The sequence below is a fragment of the Acidovorax sp. GW821-FHT09B03 genome, from assembly GCF_059418305.1.
Genome location: NZ_JBWKPP010000007.1, coordinates 153,067 through 168,788, shown reverse-complemented (window position 1 = coordinate 168,788; position 15,722 = coordinate 153,067). Strand labels below are relative to the sequence as shown.

15 protein-coding genes are annotated in these 15,722 nt (G+C 68.9%); 11 read left to right on the top strand and 4 right to left on the bottom strand.

The features are described from left to right. Positions 1–88: 88 nt before the first annotated feature. Both AC07PA_RS15310 and AC07PA_RS15305 read left to right on the top strand, forming a co-directional pair. Entirely contained in the window at positions 89–748 is a 660-nt protein-coding gene (locus tag AC07PA_RS15310) for a LysE family translocator (RefSeq protein ID WP_494608540.1), read from the top strand. Between the two features lie 36 nt (positions 749–784). Continuing rightward, entirely contained in the window at positions 785–1,696 is a 912-nt protein-coding gene (locus AC07PA_RS15305) for an RluA family pseudouridine synthase (protein WP_494608539.1), read from the top strand. Here the strand turns inward: AC07PA_RS15305 and AC07PA_RS15300 are convergent, their stop codons facing one another. From AC07PA_RS15300 to AC07PA_RS15290, 3 genes are read right to left on the bottom strand one after another with little or no spacing between them, the layout of a single operon-like run. Then, the gene (locus AC07PA_RS15300) at positions 1,697–2,377 is read right to left on the bottom strand and encodes a GntR family transcriptional regulator (RefSeq protein ID WP_007856893.1); all 681 of its coding nucleotides are present in this window, start codon (positions 2,375–2,377) and stop codon (positions 1,697–1,699) included. It abuts the gene before it with no gap. 50 nt (positions 2,378–2,427) lie between these two features. Beyond that, positions 2,428–3,192 carry a glutathione S-transferase family protein gene (locus tag AC07PA_RS15295; protein ID WP_494608538.1) on the bottom strand — a complete coding sequence of 255 codons (765 nt, stop codon included), beginning with the start codon at positions 3,190–3,192 and terminating at the stop codon, positions 2,428–2,430. An 18-nt stretch (positions 3,193–3,210) separates the two neighbouring features. After that, positions 3,211–4,194 carry a quinone oxidoreductase family protein gene (locus AC07PA_RS15290; RefSeq protein WP_494608537.1) on the bottom strand — a complete coding sequence of 328 codons (984 nt, stop codon included), beginning with the start codon at positions 4,192–4,194 and terminating at the stop codon, positions 3,211–3,213. 131 nt (positions 4,195–4,325) lie between these two features. Here AC07PA_RS15290 and AC07PA_RS15285 point away from each other — a divergent pair, with 131 nt between their 5' ends. Genes AC07PA_RS15285 through AC07PA_RS15250 form a run of 8 tightly spaced genes read left to right on the top strand, consistent with a single transcriptional unit; the run spans position 4,326 to position 12,639 of the window. Continuing rightward, positions 4,326–5,369, top strand: coding sequence for an ABC transporter substrate-binding protein (locus tag AC07PA_RS15285; protein WP_007856890.1), 1,044 nt, complete (start codon positions 4,326–4,328; stop codon positions 5,367–5,369). Positions 5,370–5,373: 4 nt separating this feature from the next. Further along, on the top strand, positions 5,374–7,083 hold the full coding sequence (locus AC07PA_RS15280; protein WP_494608536.1) for an ABC transporter permease: 1,710 nt from the start codon (positions 5,374–5,376) through the stop codon (positions 7,081–7,083). A gap of 23 nt (positions 7,084–7,106) precedes the next feature. Then, on the top strand, positions 7,107–8,168 hold the full coding sequence (locus AC07PA_RS15275; RefSeq protein ID WP_494608535.1) for an ABC transporter ATP-binding protein: 1,062 nt from the start codon (positions 7,107–7,109) through the stop codon (positions 8,166–8,168). 23 nt (positions 8,169–8,191) lie between these two features. Further along, positions 8,192–9,391 carry a CaiB/BaiF CoA transferase family protein gene (locus AC07PA_RS15270; RefSeq protein ID WP_494608534.1) on the top strand — a complete coding sequence of 400 codons (1,200 nt, stop codon included), beginning with the start codon at positions 8,192–8,194 and terminating at the stop codon, positions 9,389–9,391. Continuing rightward, positions 9,388–10,197, top strand: coding sequence for an enoyl-CoA hydratase (locus AC07PA_RS15265; protein ID WP_494608533.1), 810 nt, complete (start codon positions 9,388–9,390; stop codon positions 10,195–10,197). The genes AC07PA_RS15270 and AC07PA_RS15265 overlap by 4 nt, the downstream gene beginning before the upstream one ends. Positions 10,198–10,205: 8 nt before the next feature. Continuing rightward, a complete protein-coding gene (locus AC07PA_RS15260; protein WP_494608532.1) occupies positions 10,206–10,955 on the top strand; it encodes an enoyl-CoA hydratase/isomerase family protein in 750 nt (249 codons plus the stop codon). 28 nt (positions 10,956–10,983) lie between these two features. Beyond that, positions 10,984–11,943 (top strand): Bug family tripartite tricarboxylate transporter substrate binding protein, encoded by a 960-nt coding sequence (locus AC07PA_RS15255; protein ID WP_494608531.1) that lies wholly within the window; start codon positions 10,984–10,986, stop codon positions 11,941–11,943. A 3-nt stretch (positions 11,944–11,946) separates the two neighbouring features. Beyond that, positions 11,947–12,639, top strand: a complete 693-nt coding sequence (locus tag AC07PA_RS15250; RefSeq protein WP_494608530.1) for a glutathione S-transferase N-terminal domain-containing protein — start codon at positions 11,947–11,949, stop codon at positions 12,637–12,639. Here AC07PA_RS15250 and AC07PA_RS15245 read toward each other — a convergent pair. Next, on the bottom strand, positions 12,636–13,436 hold the full coding sequence (locus AC07PA_RS15245) for a 2-keto-4-pentenoate hydratase (RefSeq protein ID WP_494608529.1): 801 nt from the start codon (positions 13,434–13,436) through the stop codon (positions 12,636–12,638). The two genes, AC07PA_RS15250 and AC07PA_RS15245, sit on opposite strands and share 4 nt — an antisense overlap. A gap of 282 nt (positions 13,437–13,718) precedes the next feature. Between AC07PA_RS15245 and AC07PA_RS15240 the strand changes: the two genes are divergently transcribed. Then, positions 13,719–15,704 (top strand): methyl-accepting chemotaxis protein, encoded by a 1,986-nt coding sequence (locus AC07PA_RS15240; RefSeq protein ID WP_494608528.1) that lies wholly within the window; start codon positions 13,719–13,721, stop codon positions 15,702–15,704. Positions 15,705–15,722 lie beyond the last annotated feature (18 nt).

Here is a 15,722-nt window from a genome sequence, read left to right as displayed (position 1 = left end):
CCCGAATCAGGGCCGATTGTGTCCTGATTCATCCCTACATTGGCTGGCAGGCGGTTCCCAACCCGGGGCCGGATGAAGGAGATGAAAGATGGACTGGGCAATCGATTCCCTGGCGCTGCAGCACACGGCGCACCTGTGGCTGTTCTTCGTGGTGCTGCTCGGCGTGGTGGCGCTGCCGGGGCTGGACATGGCTTTCGTCATGGCCAGCTCGCTGGTGGGCGGGCGTCGGGCGGGCCTGGGCGCGGTGGCGGGCATCGTCGCCGGTGGCGCCTGTCACACGGCCATGGGGGCACTGGGCGTGGGCGTGGTGCTCAAGCTGTTTCCCGCGGCCTTCAACGCGCTGCTGCTGGCGGGCGCGGCCTATGTGGCCTGGATGGGGATGGCGCTGCTGCGCAGCCGCTCGGCCTTCGATGGGGCGGTGCACACGCGCCGGCGGCCGCTGGCCGCCACCTTCGGCAAGGCCGTGCTCACCTGCCTGATGAACCCCAAGGCCTATGTCTTCATGCTGGCCGTGTTCCCGCAGTTCCTGCGGCCCGAGCACGGCCCCATCTGGGCCCAGGCCGTGGTCATGGGGCTCATCATCGCCGCCACCCAGGCCGGGGTCTACGGCGTGGTGGCGCTGGGCGCGGCCCGGGCGCAGAGCAGCCTGCAGGACAATCCGCAGGCCAGCGTGTGGACGGCGCGGGCCGTGGGAGGCCTGCTGTTGCTGGCGTCGGCCTGGACGGCATGGGAAGGCTGGCGGCTGTAACGGGCCGGCGATGGTGGCCTTTTAGAATGCGCCACCATGCACAGCCCCCACCATCCTTTCGCCCCGCCCATGCGCGACGGCGTGGGCCCGAGCTGCGTGGTGCTGCCCACCCACGGGCAGGGCAGCATGCTCGACTTCCTGGCCGAGCGCCTGCCTGCGGTGGACCGCAGCGAATGGATGGCGCGCATGCAGGCCGGCGACGTGGTCGATGGGCGCGGAGCCGTGGTCGCACCCGCGCGCCCGTTCGAAGGCGGGCTGCGCGTGTACTACTACCGGCACCTGGCCGATGAGCCCGAGATCCCGTTCACCGAAACCGTGCTCTACCAGGACGGGCACCTGCTGGTGGCCGACAAGCCGCATTTCATGCCCGTCACGCCGTCCGGCCGCTACCTGCAGCACACGCTGCTGGTGCGCCTCAAGCGCCGCCTGGGCCTGCCCGAACTGTCGCCCCTGCACCGCATCGACCGCGACACGGCCGGGCTGGTGCTGTTCTCGGTGCAGCAGCGCACGCGCGGCGCTTACCAGGCGTTGTTCCGCGACCGCACCATCACCAAGCACTACGAGGCCGTGGCACCCTGGCGCGACGACCTGGCCTTTCCGCGCGAGCATATGAGCCGCATGGAGGAAAGCCCGCAGTTCTTTCGCATGCACGAGGTGCCGGGCGAACCCAACAGCCACACCCACATGGAGGTGCTCGAGAGGCAGGGCAACTGGGCGCTGTACCGCCTGTCGCCCATCACCGGCAAGCGCCACCAGCTGCGCGTGCACATGGCGGCGCTGGGCCTGCCGCTGCGCAACGATGCGTTCTACCCGGTGGTCAACGACCCGCCCGAGGGCGATTACTCGCGCCCGCTGCAGCTGCTGGCGCGCTCGCTGGCGTTCACCGATCCGCTCACAGGCGAGGGCCGGCAATTCGCCAGCCAGCTGCAGCTCAATTCCCTGGATTGATCAGCCGCGCGGCACGCTGCCGCGGGCCACGGCGTCCACGTAGACATTGCCGCCACTCGAGATATGCCGGCACATGTGGCGGTCGGCCGCGTCCTCGTCGCCGTCGAGGATGGCCTTCATGATGTCCTGGTGCTCGGCCAGCGAGTTGCGCACGCGGTTGGGCCGGTCGAACAGCGAGCGCTGCGGATGCCGCATGCGCAGGCGCATCTGGCGCAGCTGGCGCGCCAGCACCTCGTTGAGGCTGCCGTCGTAGATGGTCTGGTGGAACCAGCGGTTGGCCTCCTCGTAGGCCACGGAGTCGTCCTTGGCGGCTGCGGTCTCGCAGGCCTGGAAGGAGGCCTGCAGGTCCCGCCGCAGGGCCGCCGGCATGCGCCGTGCCGACAGGCGCGCGGCCAGGCCTTCGAGCTCGGTGAGCATCTCCAGCATGGCCACGTACTCGGTGAGCGAGAGGGTGGCGACCACGGCACCGTGGCGCGGCACCATCTCCACCAGGCCGGCGGTGGCCAGTTGCTGGATCGCCTCGCGCGCCGGGGTGCGCGAGACCTCGAAGCGCTCCATCAGTTCCTGCTCGTCGATGCTGCAGCCGGCATAGAGCTTGCCGGAGATGATCTCTTCCTCCAGGGCTTCGCGGATCTTGTCGCTGAGGTTGACGCGGGGCGGGGTCGTGGTTGTGGTGGCCATGTTCGTAGTGGCCGAATGATAATGCGCGGGCGCTCGCATCGCTCTCGGGCTCAGCTCGGGGTGGTGGTACCGCGTTGGCGCTCCTGCAGCACCTCGCCGAACAATTGCAGGCGCGCTGCGGCAAACGCCGGGCGCTGCTGCATGGCCTGCCACCAGCCGTGCACGCGCGGGTGCGCCGCTTCGGCCAGCGCTGCGGGCGCTATCTCCGCAATGCGCGCGACGAAGGGCGCAGCCGCAATGTCCGCCAGCGAGTAATTGGCGCCTATCAGCCACGGCGAAGAGGGGGCCAGCATCCCTTCCATCCGGTCCACCAGCAACAGCAGCTTGCGCAAGGCCTCGGCCTTTTCCTCCTCGGTGTAGGGCTTGCGCGCAATGCGCACCCAGGCCTCGCGCCGCTCGGCCGTGGGGATGCGCGCCAGCTTGTCCTGCAGCTCCTGGTCGCTCCACTGTTGCGCGGTGGACTGCAGCATCAGGCTCCAGTTGAGGATCAGCAGGTGAGGCAGCGATTTCTCGTCGGTCCAGCGCACGAAATTGCGCATCTGCGCCAGCGCGTACGGGTCCGTGGGCCGCAGCGGGGGCTTGGGCACGGTGTCGTCCAGGTACTCGCAGATGGTCGAGCTTTCGTGCAGAAAGCGGCCGGGCGCGATCTCCAGCGCCGGCACCACGCCGTTGGGGTTCATGGCCAGGAACTCCGGTGCGTGCTGCTCCTGCCGGCTCAGGTCCACGGCCACGCTCTCGTAGGGGATGTTCTTTTCGGCAAGGCACAGGCGCACGCGGCGCGAGGCGCTGGACAGCCAGGCATGGAAGAGTCTCATGGTGGGGCAGTGGTCAGGTCAGGGGATGAGGACGGGTGCGCCGGTGGTGGCGCGGCTTTCCAGGTCGCGGTGCGCGCGCCGCACCTCGACCAGCGGGTAGCGCTGGCCTATGCCCAGCCGCACATGGCCGTCGCGCACGGCGTCGAAGAAGGCCTGGGCCGAAGCGCGCAGCTCGGCCGGGTCGGCCACGAAGCTGCGCAGGGTGGGGCGGCACACGCTGAGCGATTTCGCATGCAGGACCTGCAGGTCGAAGGCTTCCACGTCGCCCGACGCCGTGCCGTAGTTGACCGCCAGGCCGCGCGGGCGCAGGCACTGCAGCGAGGGCAGGAACACGTCCTTGCCCACGGCGTCGTACACCACGCCCACACCGACACCGCCGGTGAACTCCAGCGTGCGGGCCACGAAGTCTTCGTGGCGGTAGTCGATCACGTGGTGGCAGCCATGTGCCAGCGCCACCTCCGCCTTGGCGGCCGAGCCCACGGTGCCGATCACCGTGGCGCCCAGCGCGCGCGCCCATTGCGACAGGATGAGCCCCATGCCGCCCGCGGCTGCATGCACCAGCACCGCCTCACCGGGCTGCACCGCATGCAGCCGCCGCAGCAGGTACTCGGCCGTGAGCCCGCGCAGCAGGTTCGCCCCCGCGATGTCCTGCGGTATCCAGTCCGGCAGCGCTACCACGCGGTGTGCCGGCACGTTGCGCGTGACCTGGTAGGCCCCCGGGTGCAGGTAGGCGACGGCCTGGCCCGGGGTGAATTCACGGACCCCCGGGCCCACCGCCTCCACCACGCCTGCCCCCTGTGCGCCCGGGGTGACGGGGAAGGGCGTGGCCGCGTGCGGCCCATGGCCGCCGCGACGCTGGTAGATGTCCGCGAAATTGAGGCCGATGGCCGTCTGGCGCACCTGGACCTCGCCAGGTGCAGGTGCGGGAACGTCGACGTCCACGGCTTCGAGCACGTCGGCCTCGCCGTGGCGGCGGAAATGGATGGAGGGGCTTTGTGTCATGGCAGCGCCATTAGAGCTTCTGAATCGGTTGTAAAAAATACATACAAACCATTAGTGTATTTATATAAATGTTCTGTGCATACTGAAAAGAGGCCGACACCGATCGGTCACCAACGATCAGGAGACAACCCATGTTCTTGCGCAGACGAGAGTTCGGTGTGATGGCGGCCAGCGCACTGGCCTTTCCCGCGATAGTCCGCGCCCAGGCCGCGAGCCTGGGCGCCCTGCACGACGCCGCCCGCAAGGAGGGCGAGCTCACCTGGTACACGGTGCCCCAGACCTCCGAGGTGGCCGAGAAGATGGGCCGCACCTTCACGGCCCGCTACCCGGGCATCAAGGTCAACGTGGTGCGCACCACGGCGCAGGTGGCCTACCAGCGCCTGAACCAGGACCTCAAGGCCGGCACGCCCAATTGCGACGTGTTCACCTCCACGGACCTGGCGCACTACGTGGACCTCAAGGGCCGCAACCTGCTGCTCAAGTTCCTGCCGGCCGCCGTGGCCCGCCAGGACAAGCGCGTGCAGAACATGGACCCGGACGGCTACTTCCACGCGTCGAGCTGCTTCATGATGGGCCTGATCTACAACACCCAGAAGGTGTCGGCCGCCGCGGCGCCCAAAAGCTGGAGCGACCTGCTCGACCCGAAGTGGAGCGGTGCCGGCCTGGTGGCGCACCCCGCGTACAGCGGCGCGGCCGGTGCCTGGTGCATCGAGATGCGCAAGCTCTATGGAGACGGCTTCTTCCAGAAGCTGGCCGCCAACAAGGCGCACGTCAGCCGCTCCACCATCGACGCGGTGACGGCGGTGATTTCCGGCGAGTCCTCCGTCTCCGCCGGGCCGATGAGCCTGGCCGCGCGCTCGGCATCCAAGGGCAACCCGGTGGCCACGCTGGCGCCCAAGGAGGGCCCGGTGCTGATCCTCTCGCCCACGGGCATCCTGGCCAACACGCGCCGGCCCCATGCGTCCAGGCTGTTCATGGAGTGGCTGCTGGGCAGCGAGGACACCGAACGCATCTCGGTCGAGGAGTTCAGCGTGCCGCTGCGCGCCAACGCCAAGCCTGCGCCCGGCGTGATCGGCCTGGGCGACGCCAGCCCGCTGCTGGCGCCCACGCCCCCGCAGATGGTGGCGCAGATCCCCAAGGTGATCGACGCCTGGCGGGAGGCTTTCGGTGTCTGACGCCATGGCCGTCCCCGCCCCGGCCATGGGCCGGCTTTCCGCCCGCTTCGGCGATCCTGCCGTGTGGCTGTTCGGCGTGCTCATTGCCGTGCTGATCCTGCTGGTGGCCAATCCCATCCTGCGCCTGGTGTGGGACAGCTTCCATACCGCAGAGGGCGCCTGGTCGCTTCAGAGCTATGCGCAGGCCCTGGGCCGTGGCCGCAACCTGCAGGCACTGCTCAACTCGCTGTACCTGGGTGCGGCGGTCACGGCCATTGCCCTCGCGCTGGGCGTGCCGCTGGCGCTGGCCGTCTCGCGCACCAACATGCCGGGCCGCGGATTCACGCACCTGAGCGTGCTGGCGGCCTTCGTCATGCCCAACTTCCTGGGCGCCATCGCCTGGATCCTGCTCGCCGGGCCGAATGCCGGCTGGCTCAACCGCCTGGTCGTGGAGCTGACCGGGGTGCAGAAGGGGCCGTTCAACATCTTCAGCTTCTGGGGCCTGGCCTTCGTGATCGCGCTGTACACCTACCCGCTGATCTACGTGTTCACCAAGTCGGCGCTCGACCTGGTGTCCACCGAGCTGGAAGACGCCGCCAGCATCCACGGGGCCGGCAAGTTCCAGACCATGGCGCGCGTGACGCTTCCGCTGGTGCTGCCCTCCATCATCGGTGCGGCCATCCTGATCTTTCTGGAGGCGATTGCCCTGTACGGCACGCCGGCGCTGATCGCCATCCCCGCGCGCATCAACCTGGCCACCACGCAGATCGTGTCGTTCTTCCAGTACCCGCTGCAGGTGGAGCAGGCGGCGGCGTTCTCCATGCCCATCCTGCTGCTCACCATCGTCATGCTCATGCTGCAGCGCAAGCTGCTGGCGCGGCGCGGCTATGTGTCGGTGTCGGGCAAGGGCGGGGAGCGGCGGCCTTTCGACATCGGCGCCTGGAAGTGGCTGCTGCTGGCCTACTCGGCGCTGGTGGCCCTGCTCAGCGTGTTGATGCCGCTGGCCATCCTGGTGCTGGCCTCGTTCTCCAAAGCCTGGGGCAAGGGGCTGGCGCTCAGCAACCTCACGCTGGCCAATTTCCACGGCATCTTCTTCGAGCAGCTCACGGTGCGCTCGGCCATCGCCAACACGGTGCTGTATTCGGGCGCCACGGCGCTGGTCTGCGTGGGCATGGGCATCTGCATCGCCTACGCCACGCAGCGGCGCATCACGCCGTTTCCGGTGCTGGTGCAGTTCCTGGCGCTGGCGCCCGTGGCGGTGCCGGGGCTCATCCTGGCCATCGGCCTGTATGCCGCGTACGCCGGGCCACCGTTCTCGCTGTACGGCATGGGTGTGCTGATCGTGATTGCCTTCACCACGCGCTTTTTGCCGATCTCGGTGGCCGCCAGCGCGGCGGGCGTGCGCGCGCTCAACCCCGAGCTGGAGGAGGCCGTGCGCATCCTGGGCGGTGGCCGCATCACGGTGCTCACGCGGGTGGTCGCGCCGCTGCTCAAGAAGACCCTGGTGGGGGCCTTCATCCTGGTGTTCGTGATCTGCACCAAGGAGCTGTCCACCGCGGTGTTCCTCACCGGGCCGGGTTCGCGCGTGGTCTCGGTGCTCACGCTGGACCTGAGCGAGCAGGGCAACTACGAAACGCTGGCCGCCATGGGCGTGGTGCTGGTGGTGATCGTCACCGTGGTCGTGGCCATCGGCATGAAGCTCGCGGGGCGCGACTTCATGCTGCGCCGCGGCTGATGCATTCAGAAAGCAAACAAAACATGTCCAAACTCGAACTCAAAGACCTGCGCAAGAACTACGGCAGCGCGTCCGTGGTGGACGGCGTGTCCCTGCAGCTGCGGCGCGGCGAACTGGTCACCCTGCTGGGCCCCTCGGGCTGCGGCAAGACCACCACCTTGCGCATGATTGCGGGCTTCATCGAACCCAGTGCCGGCGCCATCCTGGTGGACCGGCGCGAGGTTTCCACGCCCACGCGCTCGGTGCCGCCCGAACACCGCGGCATGTCGATGATCTTCCAGAGCTATGCCATCTGGCCCAACATGACCGTGGCCGAGAACGTGGGCTTCGGCCTGCAGGTGCGCAAGACGCCCGCGGCCGAGACCGCGCAGCGCGTCAAGGAGATGCTCGACGTGGTCAAGCTCGGCCCCTACGCGCAGCGCTACCCGGCCGAGCTGTCGGGCGGGCAGCAGCAGCGCGTGGCCCTGGCCCGGGCGATGATCGTGCGGCCCGAGGTGTTGTTGCTCGACGAGCCGCTGTCCAACCTCGACGCCAACCTGCGCGAGGAAATGGCCGCGGAAATCCGCCGCCTGCACGACGAGTTCCGCTTCACCACCGTCTACGTCACGCACGACCAGACCGAGGCGATGGCCATCTCCGACCGCATCGCCGTGCTGCACCAGGGCCGCCTGGAGCAGATCGACACGCCCTGGAACCTCTACAACCGCCCGCAGACGCCCTTCGTCGCGGGCTTCATCGGCAAGACCAACCTGGTGCAGGGGGCGGTGCAGGGCGGGCACATGCGGCTCGACGGCCTGCCCGATGGCATTCCCCTGCAGGCCGGGCTGGATGGCGACCGCGCCAGCCTGCAGGCCTCCATCCGCCCGCAGTCGCTGTACCTGGGCGCCGGGCCCGATGGCGCCGTGCCGCTGGGTGCCGTGTCGGTCGTGGGCCGCACCTACCTGGGCGAGTACTGGCACTACCTGGTGCAGCCCAGCGCGGGCGGCGGCACGCTCAAGGTCCACGCGGTGCCGTCCATGGTGCTCGAGGTGGGGCAGCAATCGGTGATCTACGTCGATCCCGCAGCCGTGGCGGCGGTGCAGTGATGTCCTCCATGAACGAACTCCCCATGCAAGCCCCCCCCACTGCCACCGCTCCCATGCCGCTGGCAGGCTACCGCGTGCTCGACCTGACCATCGCACGTGCCGGCCCGGTGGCCGTGCGCCTGCTGGCCGACTGGGGTGCCGACGTCGTGCGCATCGACCCGCCCGACCGCAAACCCACACTGGGGCCGCGCCGCGGCTCCGACGAGCAGAACCTGCACCGCAACAAGCGCAGCCTGAGCGTCAACCTCAAGACCGCCGAGGGCATGCGCGTGCTGCGCCAGCTGGTCGAGCGCAGCGACGTGGTGGTGGAAAACTTCCGCTCCTCCGTCAAGCAGCGCCTGGGGCTCACCTACGAAGCCCTGAGCGCGGTGAACCCGCGCATCATCCTGGCCAGCATCTCGGGCTTTGGGCAGACCGGCCCGTATGCCGAGCGCCCGGGTCTGGACCAGATCGTGCAGGGCATGAGCGGGCTCAGCTCCGTCACCGGCGAGCCGGGGCGTGGACCCTACCGCACCGGCATCGCCATTTCTGACACCACGGCCGGCATGTTCCTCGGCCAGGGCATCCTGCTGGCGCTGCTGCACCGCGAGCGCACGGGTGAGGGCCAGTGGGTGCACACCTCGCTGCTCGAGGCCATGCTCAACAAGCTCGACTTCCAGGGCGCGCGCTACACCGTGGATGGCAAGGTGCCGGGCCAGGAGGGCAATTCGCACCCCACGCTGGTGCCCATGGGTACCTTCGAGGCGCGCGATGGCCAGGTCAACATCTGCGGGCCCGGCGCTGCCATGTGGGCCAAGCTCTGCGACTTTCTGCAGGCGCCGCACCTGGCCCAGGACGAACGCTACAAGGACCAGCCTTCTCGCCTGGCCCACCGGCGCGAGCTGGAGGAGGCCATCAGTGCGATCACGCGCCAGTTCGGCGTGGCCGAACTCGTGGAACGCCTGAACCAGGCCGGCGTGCCCTGTGGGCCGGTGTATGACATCGGCCAGGCCTTCGAGGATGCGCAGGCCCGGCACCTGCGCATGACGCGCCCGGCGCTCCATGCCGAGCTGGGTGCGTTGCAGCTGCTGCGCTCGCCCATCAACCTGTCGGCCTGCGCGCATGCCGAGGCCTTCCACCGTGCCGCGCCCGATGCCGGTGAACACACCGACGACGTGCTGCGCGAGCTGGGCTATGGCGCCGAAGCGATCACTGCCCTGCGCAGCGAAGGAGCCGTGGCATGAGCGCGCTGGACCTGGGAACGCCACGCATCCTGGCCGAGGTGCAGGGCGGCGTGGGCTGGATCACCTTCAACCACCCCGAGCGGCGCAACGCCATGTCGCTGGACATGTGGCAGGGCCTGGGCATCGCGGCCGAGGCCTTCGAGCGCGACCCGGCCGTGCGTGCCGTGGTCATGAAAGGGGCGGGCGGCAAGGCCTTCGTTTCGGGGGCCGACATTTCGGAATTTGAGCAGCACCGCGCGGACGCGGCGCAGAAGCAGACCTACGACGGGATCGCCGCGCGTGGCCACGCCGGCCTGGCCTCGCTGACCAAGCCGCTGATCGCCATGATCGAAGGCTATTGCGTAGGCGGCGGCCTGGCGATCGCGCTGGCGGCCGACGTGCGCTTCGCGGCGGCATCCTCGCGCTTTGCCATCCCCGCAGCCCGGCTGGGCCTGGGTTACGACTACCGGGGCGTGGCGGCGCTGGCGCGCCTGGTCGGGCCGTCGACCGCCAAGGACATCCTGTTCAGCGCGCGCTTCCTGGAGGCCGACGAGGCGCTGCGCGTGGGCCTGGTCAATTGCGTGGTCGACGATGGCGCACCGCTCGGGGAGCGCGTGGCCGCCTATGCCGCGCAGATCGCCGCCAATGCCCCGCTGACCGTGCATGCCGCCAAGCAGGCGCTGCAGGCATTCGAGCACTATTCCGATGCGGCCGAAGGCGCCGACGCGGTGGCAGCCCTGGTGCTGCGCTGCTTCGACAGCGAGGACTACCGCGAGGGCCGCCGCGCCTTCCTGGCCAAGCGCCAACCCCAATTCCAAGGCCGATGAGATCCCCGATGAACGCACTTCCCGAACTCACCACCGATGGCGCCGTGGCCACCATCACCCTGCGTCGGCCTGACCAGGCCAACCGCCTCACGGCCGATGACCTGGAGCACCTGGCCGGGCTGATCGAGCAGGTCAATGCGCGCCCTGAACTGCTGGTGCTGCAACTGCGCAGCACCGGCAAATACTTCTGCAGCGGCTACGACATCGGCAGCATCGGCGCCCCGCGCAAGATCGACTTTGCCGGCATGGTCGATGCACTGGAGATGGCCCGGCCCGTGACCATCGCCGTGCTGCACGGCGGCGTCTATGGCGGCGCCACCGACTTGGCGCTGGCCTGCGATTTCCGCGTGGGGGCCGAGGGCATCGACATGTTCATGCCGGCCGCGCGCCTGGGCCTGCACTACTACCGTTCGGGCATGGAGCGCTATGTGAGCCGGCTGGGGCTGGACAATGCCAAGCTGCTATTCCTCACCGCGCGCAAGATCGGAGCAGCGCAGATGCTGCGCATCGGCTACCTCACGCAGCTGGTGGAGGCGGCGCAACTGGAGCAGGAGGTGGCCGACCTGGCGCGCGACTGCGCCAGCATGGCGCCGCTGGCCCTGGTGGGCATGAAGCGCCACCTCAACCGCATGGCCCGGGGCACGCTGGACGTGGAGGCCTTCAACGCCGATGCCTTGCGCGCCTACCAGTCGGCCGACCTGCGCGAGGGCCAGGCGGCCTGGGCGCAAAAGCGCACGCCCCAATTCACGGGTCGGTGATGAACGGCCTGCAACGGAGACCTCCGCCATGAAACTGCACTGCATTGCCTGGGCCCTGCTGCTGGGCCTGGCAGCCTCGGCCCAGGCCAGTGACTACCCCGCCAAACCCATCCGCCTCATCGTGGGCTATTCGCCCTCGGGTGCGGGCGATGGCATCGCGCGCATCGTGGCCGAGGCCATGGGCAGGGAGCTGGGGCGGGGCATCGCCGTCGACAACAAGCCCGGCGCCGGCAGCACACTGGCTTCCACCCTGCTGTCGCGTGCACCGGCCGACGGCTACACCATCGGCCTGGCCACGGGCACGCTCTACGGCATCGACCAGCACCTGTACGGCGTGCGCTACACGCCGGCGGACTTCACGCCCATCAACCGCCTGACCGTCTCGCCGCTGGTGCTGGCGGTGAGCCCCAAGAGCGGCATCACGCAGCTCAAGGACCTGGTGGCCACGGCCAGGGCGCGGCCGGGCCAGCTCAACTACGCCTCGTCGGGCATCGGCGGCTCACCGCACCTGGCGGCGCTGACCTTCGAGAAGGCCATCGACGCGGCCATGGTGCACATCCCCTTCAAGGGCGGCGCACCGGCGCTGCAGGCCGTGGCCACCGGCGAGGTGGACCTGTCGTTCGGTACCGCGGCCTCGGTGCTGCCCCTGGGCCGCCAGGGCGTGGTGAAAATGCTGGGCGTGACCACGCAGCAGCCCTCGGCCGTGGCGCCCGGCGTGCCCACGCTCGACTCGCAGGGGCTGCCGGGTTTCGAGTTCTCGTTCTGGTTCGGGCTGTTCGGCCCGGCCAGGCTGCCGCCCGAGGTGCATGCGCGCCTGGTTGCTGCGTCCAACAAGGTGCTGGCCGACCCGCAGGTGCAGGAGAAGCTGCTGTCCACCGGCAACGAGGCAGCACCCTTCAAGTCGGTGGCGGAGTTCGGTGCCTGGGCCGCCGGGGCCGGCAAGGCCCAGCTCGAACGCGTGAAGAACGCCAACGTGAAGGTGGAGTGACCGATGATCGACGTCTATTCCTGGGCCACGCCCAATGGCCACAAGGTCCACATCCTGCTGGAGGAGTGCGGCCTGCCCTACCGGGCACACCCCGTGAATATCGGCGCGGGCGAGCAGTTCCGGCCCCAGTTCCTGGCCATCAGCCCGAACAACAAGATCCCGGCGATCCGGGACCCTGAAGGCCCGGGCGGTGAACCCATCACCCTGTTCGAGTCGGGCGCCATCCTGCTGTACCTGGCGGGCAAGACCGGGCGTTTTCTGCCGCCGGGTGATCGGGGGCGCTACGAGGTGCTGCAGTGGCTCATGTTCCAGATGGGCGGCGTGGGGCCCATGCTGGGGCAGAACCACCATTTCAGGCTGTATGCGCCCGAGAAGATTCCCTACGCCATCGACCGCTACACCAACGAGGCGAAGCGACTTTATGGCGTGATCGAGCGGCGGTTGGCGGCCAGCCCTTGGCTGGGCGGCGAGCAATACTCGATTGCCGACATGGCCGTATGGCCCTGGCTGCGCAACTGGGAAAAGCAGGGCATCACCCTGTCGGACCACCCGCACCTCGAACGCTGGTTTGCCACCGTGGGCAGCCGCCCCGCCGTGCAGCGCGGCATCGCCGTGCTGGCCGACCTGCGCAAGCCCGCTCACGATGAACGGGCGCGCGAGGTGCTGTTCGGAGCGCAGCAGTACGCGAAGCGTTAACCCCGGAATGTGACCGACAGCCGCGACAGCGGCGCGTCGAAATCCGCGCTCCAGCGCTGGCCGGGCTGCACGGGCCAGGCATCGGTCCAGGTGCCGGTGGTCACCACGTCGCCGGGCTGCAGGTCCGGCGCACCGGGGCAGGCGCGCAATTCTTTCAGGAAATGGTGCAGGGCGTTCAAGGGGCCGCCCAGGACGTTGGCGCCCTGGCCCTGTTCCACCGCTTCGCCATCGCGCAGCAGCGATACGCGCGCGGCCGCCAGCTGCTGGTCGAGCCCGGCCGCCGAGCGGGCGAATTCGCGCACCGGGCGTTGCGGGCCCACCAGCAGCCGCGCATGCAGCGCGCTGTCGGCCACGGTCTGGGCGGCGGTGAACTTCCAGCCCGGCTGGTGCGACTGCACGATCTCGAAACCCGGCGCCACCCAGTCGATGGCATCGAACAGATCGTCCAGCGACGCATCAGGCGCCGGCGTGGCCTTCAGGCCGAAGACCGCCTCGGGCTCCAGGCGTGGCTGGGCGCAGTGGTCCAGCGACACGCTGCCGTCACCCGCGCAGAAACCCAGCGTGGTCGACCATACCGTGCCCCAGATCGGCCCGAACACGTTGTAGTGCGCCCAGATATTGCGGTTGGTGAAGCCGATCTTGTAGCCGCGGGGCACCTCGCCGCGGGCAGTGCGCAACGCGCGCACGGCCAGGGCCTGCTGGTAGGCGGTGGGCACATCGCCCTCGATGCCGGCGGCTGCCTGGGCAGGCCACAGCAGGCCGCTGTCGTAGTGCGCGAGGAGTGTGTCGGGGGTCATGTTCAGCGGGCTCCTGGGTGGATGCGACCAGCCTCCCATGCAAGCCCGGATACAGGGCTGCCGGGGGCGTGCTGCAGTGTATCCATGCAGGGTCTCGGGGCTGCGCATTGCTGTTTGCACGCTTGCGGGGCTGGCCTTTATGCGTCACAAAGACGCAAGATGGAGACAGATGGCCCCAGGCGATGCCGGGCCAATGCCGGAGGGCTGACGGCGGCGTTTACATTTGGACTGATTGAAAACACCTATTGACATTTGAATATTTTTATTCGAAAGGTCCATGCCATGAGAAATTTTGCCTCCCGATCCATTGCCTTCAAGCTGTCCTTCGTGGCCCTGGCCAGCCTGTTGGTGGTGCTGCTGTCCACCATGGCCCTGGTCAGCAGCATGGTGTGGAAGAGCTTTGGTGCAGCGTCCCGTGGCGAGGTGCGGCAATACGCATCGCAGGTCGCCACCCTGGTCAAGACCATGGACGAATCGGCCCAGCAACTGGCACGGCGTGATTTCGGCCTGTTGAAATCCCGCTTTGCGGGGGCTTTCAGCCTGGCCGAGCAGCCTGGTGCCGATGGCAAGCCCGAGGCGGTATTGAGCTTTCAGGGCAACCCGCTCAATGGCAATTTCGAACTGGTGGACCGCTTTTCCAGCGACGCCCAGGGTGCGGTGGCGACGATCTTCGCGCGCACGGGCGATGACTTCATCCGCGTGACCACCTCGCTCAAGAAGCAGGACGGCGAGCGTGCCTTCAAGACCCTGCTGGACCGCAAGCACCCGGCCTATGCGCTCATGGCCGAGGGCAAGCCCTACATCGGTCGCGCCAACCTGTTCGGCCGGGACTACATGACCGTGTACGAACCCATCCGCGAGGGCAACCGCACCATTGGCATCCTGTTCATCGGCTCCGACATCGCGCCCATCCTGGGCAGCCTGGGCGAACTGATGGCCAGCCGCAAGCTGTTCGACACAGGGGCCGTCTACGCGGTCGACGTCTCGTCGGGGCCGGCGCGCGGCCGCATCACAGGCCTGGGCGGCTCGGGCACGCCGCCGGTCGTGGACGAGAAGGGGGAGGAGGGCAAGGCCTGGCTCGCATCCCTCACGGCGGCGGAGCAGTCCGGCGACTTCGAGGCGTCCTGGTCCCCGCGCCCATCCGGCAATGCCAGCGCGCGCCGCTATGTTGCGGTGGAGCGCTACAAGCCCTGGAACTGGGCCGTCGTGGCCGAGGCGCCCGTGGCCGAGCTCACGGGAGAGGCGCGCAGCGCATTGACCTGGCTGTGGCTGGGGGTGCTGGTGGCGCTGGTGCTGCTGGCCATGGTGCTGGTGCAGGCCACCCGGCGCCTGGTGGGCGCACCGGTGCAGCAGTTGAGCACGGCCCTGGGCTACCTCGCGCAGGGTGACCTGACGCACGGCGTCAGCATAAAGTCCCGCGACGAGATCGGCACGCTGGCGCAGGCCATGGAAGGCTTTCGCCTGCGCCTGCTGGAGAGCCTGGGCACGGTGCGCGCCAGTGCCGAAAGCGTGTCGGCCGCCAGCTCCCAGATCGCCCAGGGCAACCAGGACCTGTCGGCCCGCACCGAAAGCCAGGCCAGTTCGCTGGAGCAGACCTCGGCCAGCATGGAAGAGCTGGGCGCGACCATCCGCCACAACGCGGACGGTGCCGCCCAGGCCAACCAGCTGGCCGTGCGCGCCAGCCAGGTGGCGACCGATGGCGGCAAGGTCGTGTCCCAGGTGGTCAGCACCATGCATGGCATCAACACCAGCAGCCAGAAGATTGCCGACATCATCGGCGTGATCGACGGCATCGCCTTCCAGACCAACATCCTGGCGCTCAACGCCGCCGTGGAAGCCGCGCGCGCGGGCGAGCAGGGCCGCGGCTTTGCCGTGGTGGCTGCCGAGGTGCGCAACCTGGCGCAGCGCACGGCGGCCGAGGCCAAGGCCATCAAGGAATTGATCGGGGCCAGCAGCGCCATGGTGCAGCAGGGCTCGGTGCTGGCCGACCAGGCCGGAGCCACCATGCAGGAGGTCGTGCAGTCCATCGGGCGCGTGGCCAGCATGGTCGCCGAGATCAGCGCTGCCAGCAGCGAGCAGACCGCCGGCGTCGGCCAGGTGGGCGAAGCCGTCACCCAGCTCGACCAGGCCACGCAGCAGAATGCCGCCCTGGTGGAGGAGATGGCGGCCGCTGCCAGCAGCCTGCGCACCCAGGCCGAGCAGATGGTCGGGGCCGTTGCGCAGTTTGAGCTGGGCAGCGGCGGCGCGCACAAGAGACTGGTCCGCTGAGAGGCGCCAGCCTCTACG

Coding starts and splice junctions, on each gene's coding strand:
- AC07PA_RS15310 (WP_494608540.1), top strand. CDS start 89: ATGGACTGGGCAATCGATTCCCTGGCGCTGCAGCACACGGCGCACCTG.
- AC07PA_RS15305 (WP_494608539.1), top strand. CDS start 785: ATGCACAGCCCCCACCATCCTTTCGCCCCGCCCATGCGCGACGGCGTG.
- AC07PA_RS15300 (WP_007856893.1), bottom strand. CDS start 2,377: ATGGCCACCACAACCACGACCCCGCCCCGCGTCAACCTCAGCGACAAG.
- AC07PA_RS15295 (WP_494608538.1), bottom strand. CDS start 3,192: ATGAGACTCTTCCATGCCTGGCTGTCCAGCGCCTCGCGCCGCGTGCGC.
- AC07PA_RS15290 (WP_494608537.1), bottom strand. CDS start 4,194: ATGACACAAAGCCCCTCCATCCATTTCCGCCGCCACGGCGAGGCCGAC.
- AC07PA_RS15285 (WP_007856890.1), top strand. CDS start 4,326: ATGTTCTTGCGCAGACGAGAGTTCGGTGTGATGGCGGCCAGCGCACTG.
- AC07PA_RS15280 (WP_494608536.1), top strand. CDS start 5,374: ATGGCCGTCCCCGCCCCGGCCATGGGCCGGCTTTCCGCCCGCTTCGGC.
- AC07PA_RS15275 (WP_494608535.1), top strand. CDS start 7,107: ATGTCCAAACTCGAACTCAAAGACCTGCGCAAGAACTACGGCAGCGCG.
- AC07PA_RS15270 (WP_494608534.1), top strand. CDS start 8,192: ATGCAAGCCCCCCCCACTGCCACCGCTCCCATGCCGCTGGCAGGCTAC.
- AC07PA_RS15265 (WP_494608533.1), top strand. CDS start 9,388: ATGAGCGCGCTGGACCTGGGAACGCCACGCATCCTGGCCGAGGTGCAG.
- AC07PA_RS15260 (WP_494608532.1), top strand. CDS start 10,206: ATGAACGCACTTCCCGAACTCACCACCGATGGCGCCGTGGCCACCATC.
- AC07PA_RS15255 (WP_494608531.1), top strand. CDS start 10,984: ATGAAACTGCACTGCATTGCCTGGGCCCTGCTGCTGGGCCTGGCAGCC.
- AC07PA_RS15250 (WP_494608530.1), top strand. CDS start 11,947: ATGATCGACGTCTATTCCTGGGCCACGCCCAATGGCCACAAGGTCCAC.
- AC07PA_RS15245 (WP_494608529.1), bottom strand. CDS start 13,436: ATGACCCCCGACACACTCCTCGCGCACTACGACAGCGGCCTGCTGTGG.
- AC07PA_RS15240 (WP_494608528.1), top strand. CDS start 13,719: ATGAGAAATTTTGCCTCCCGATCCATTGCCTTCAAGCTGTCCTTCGTG.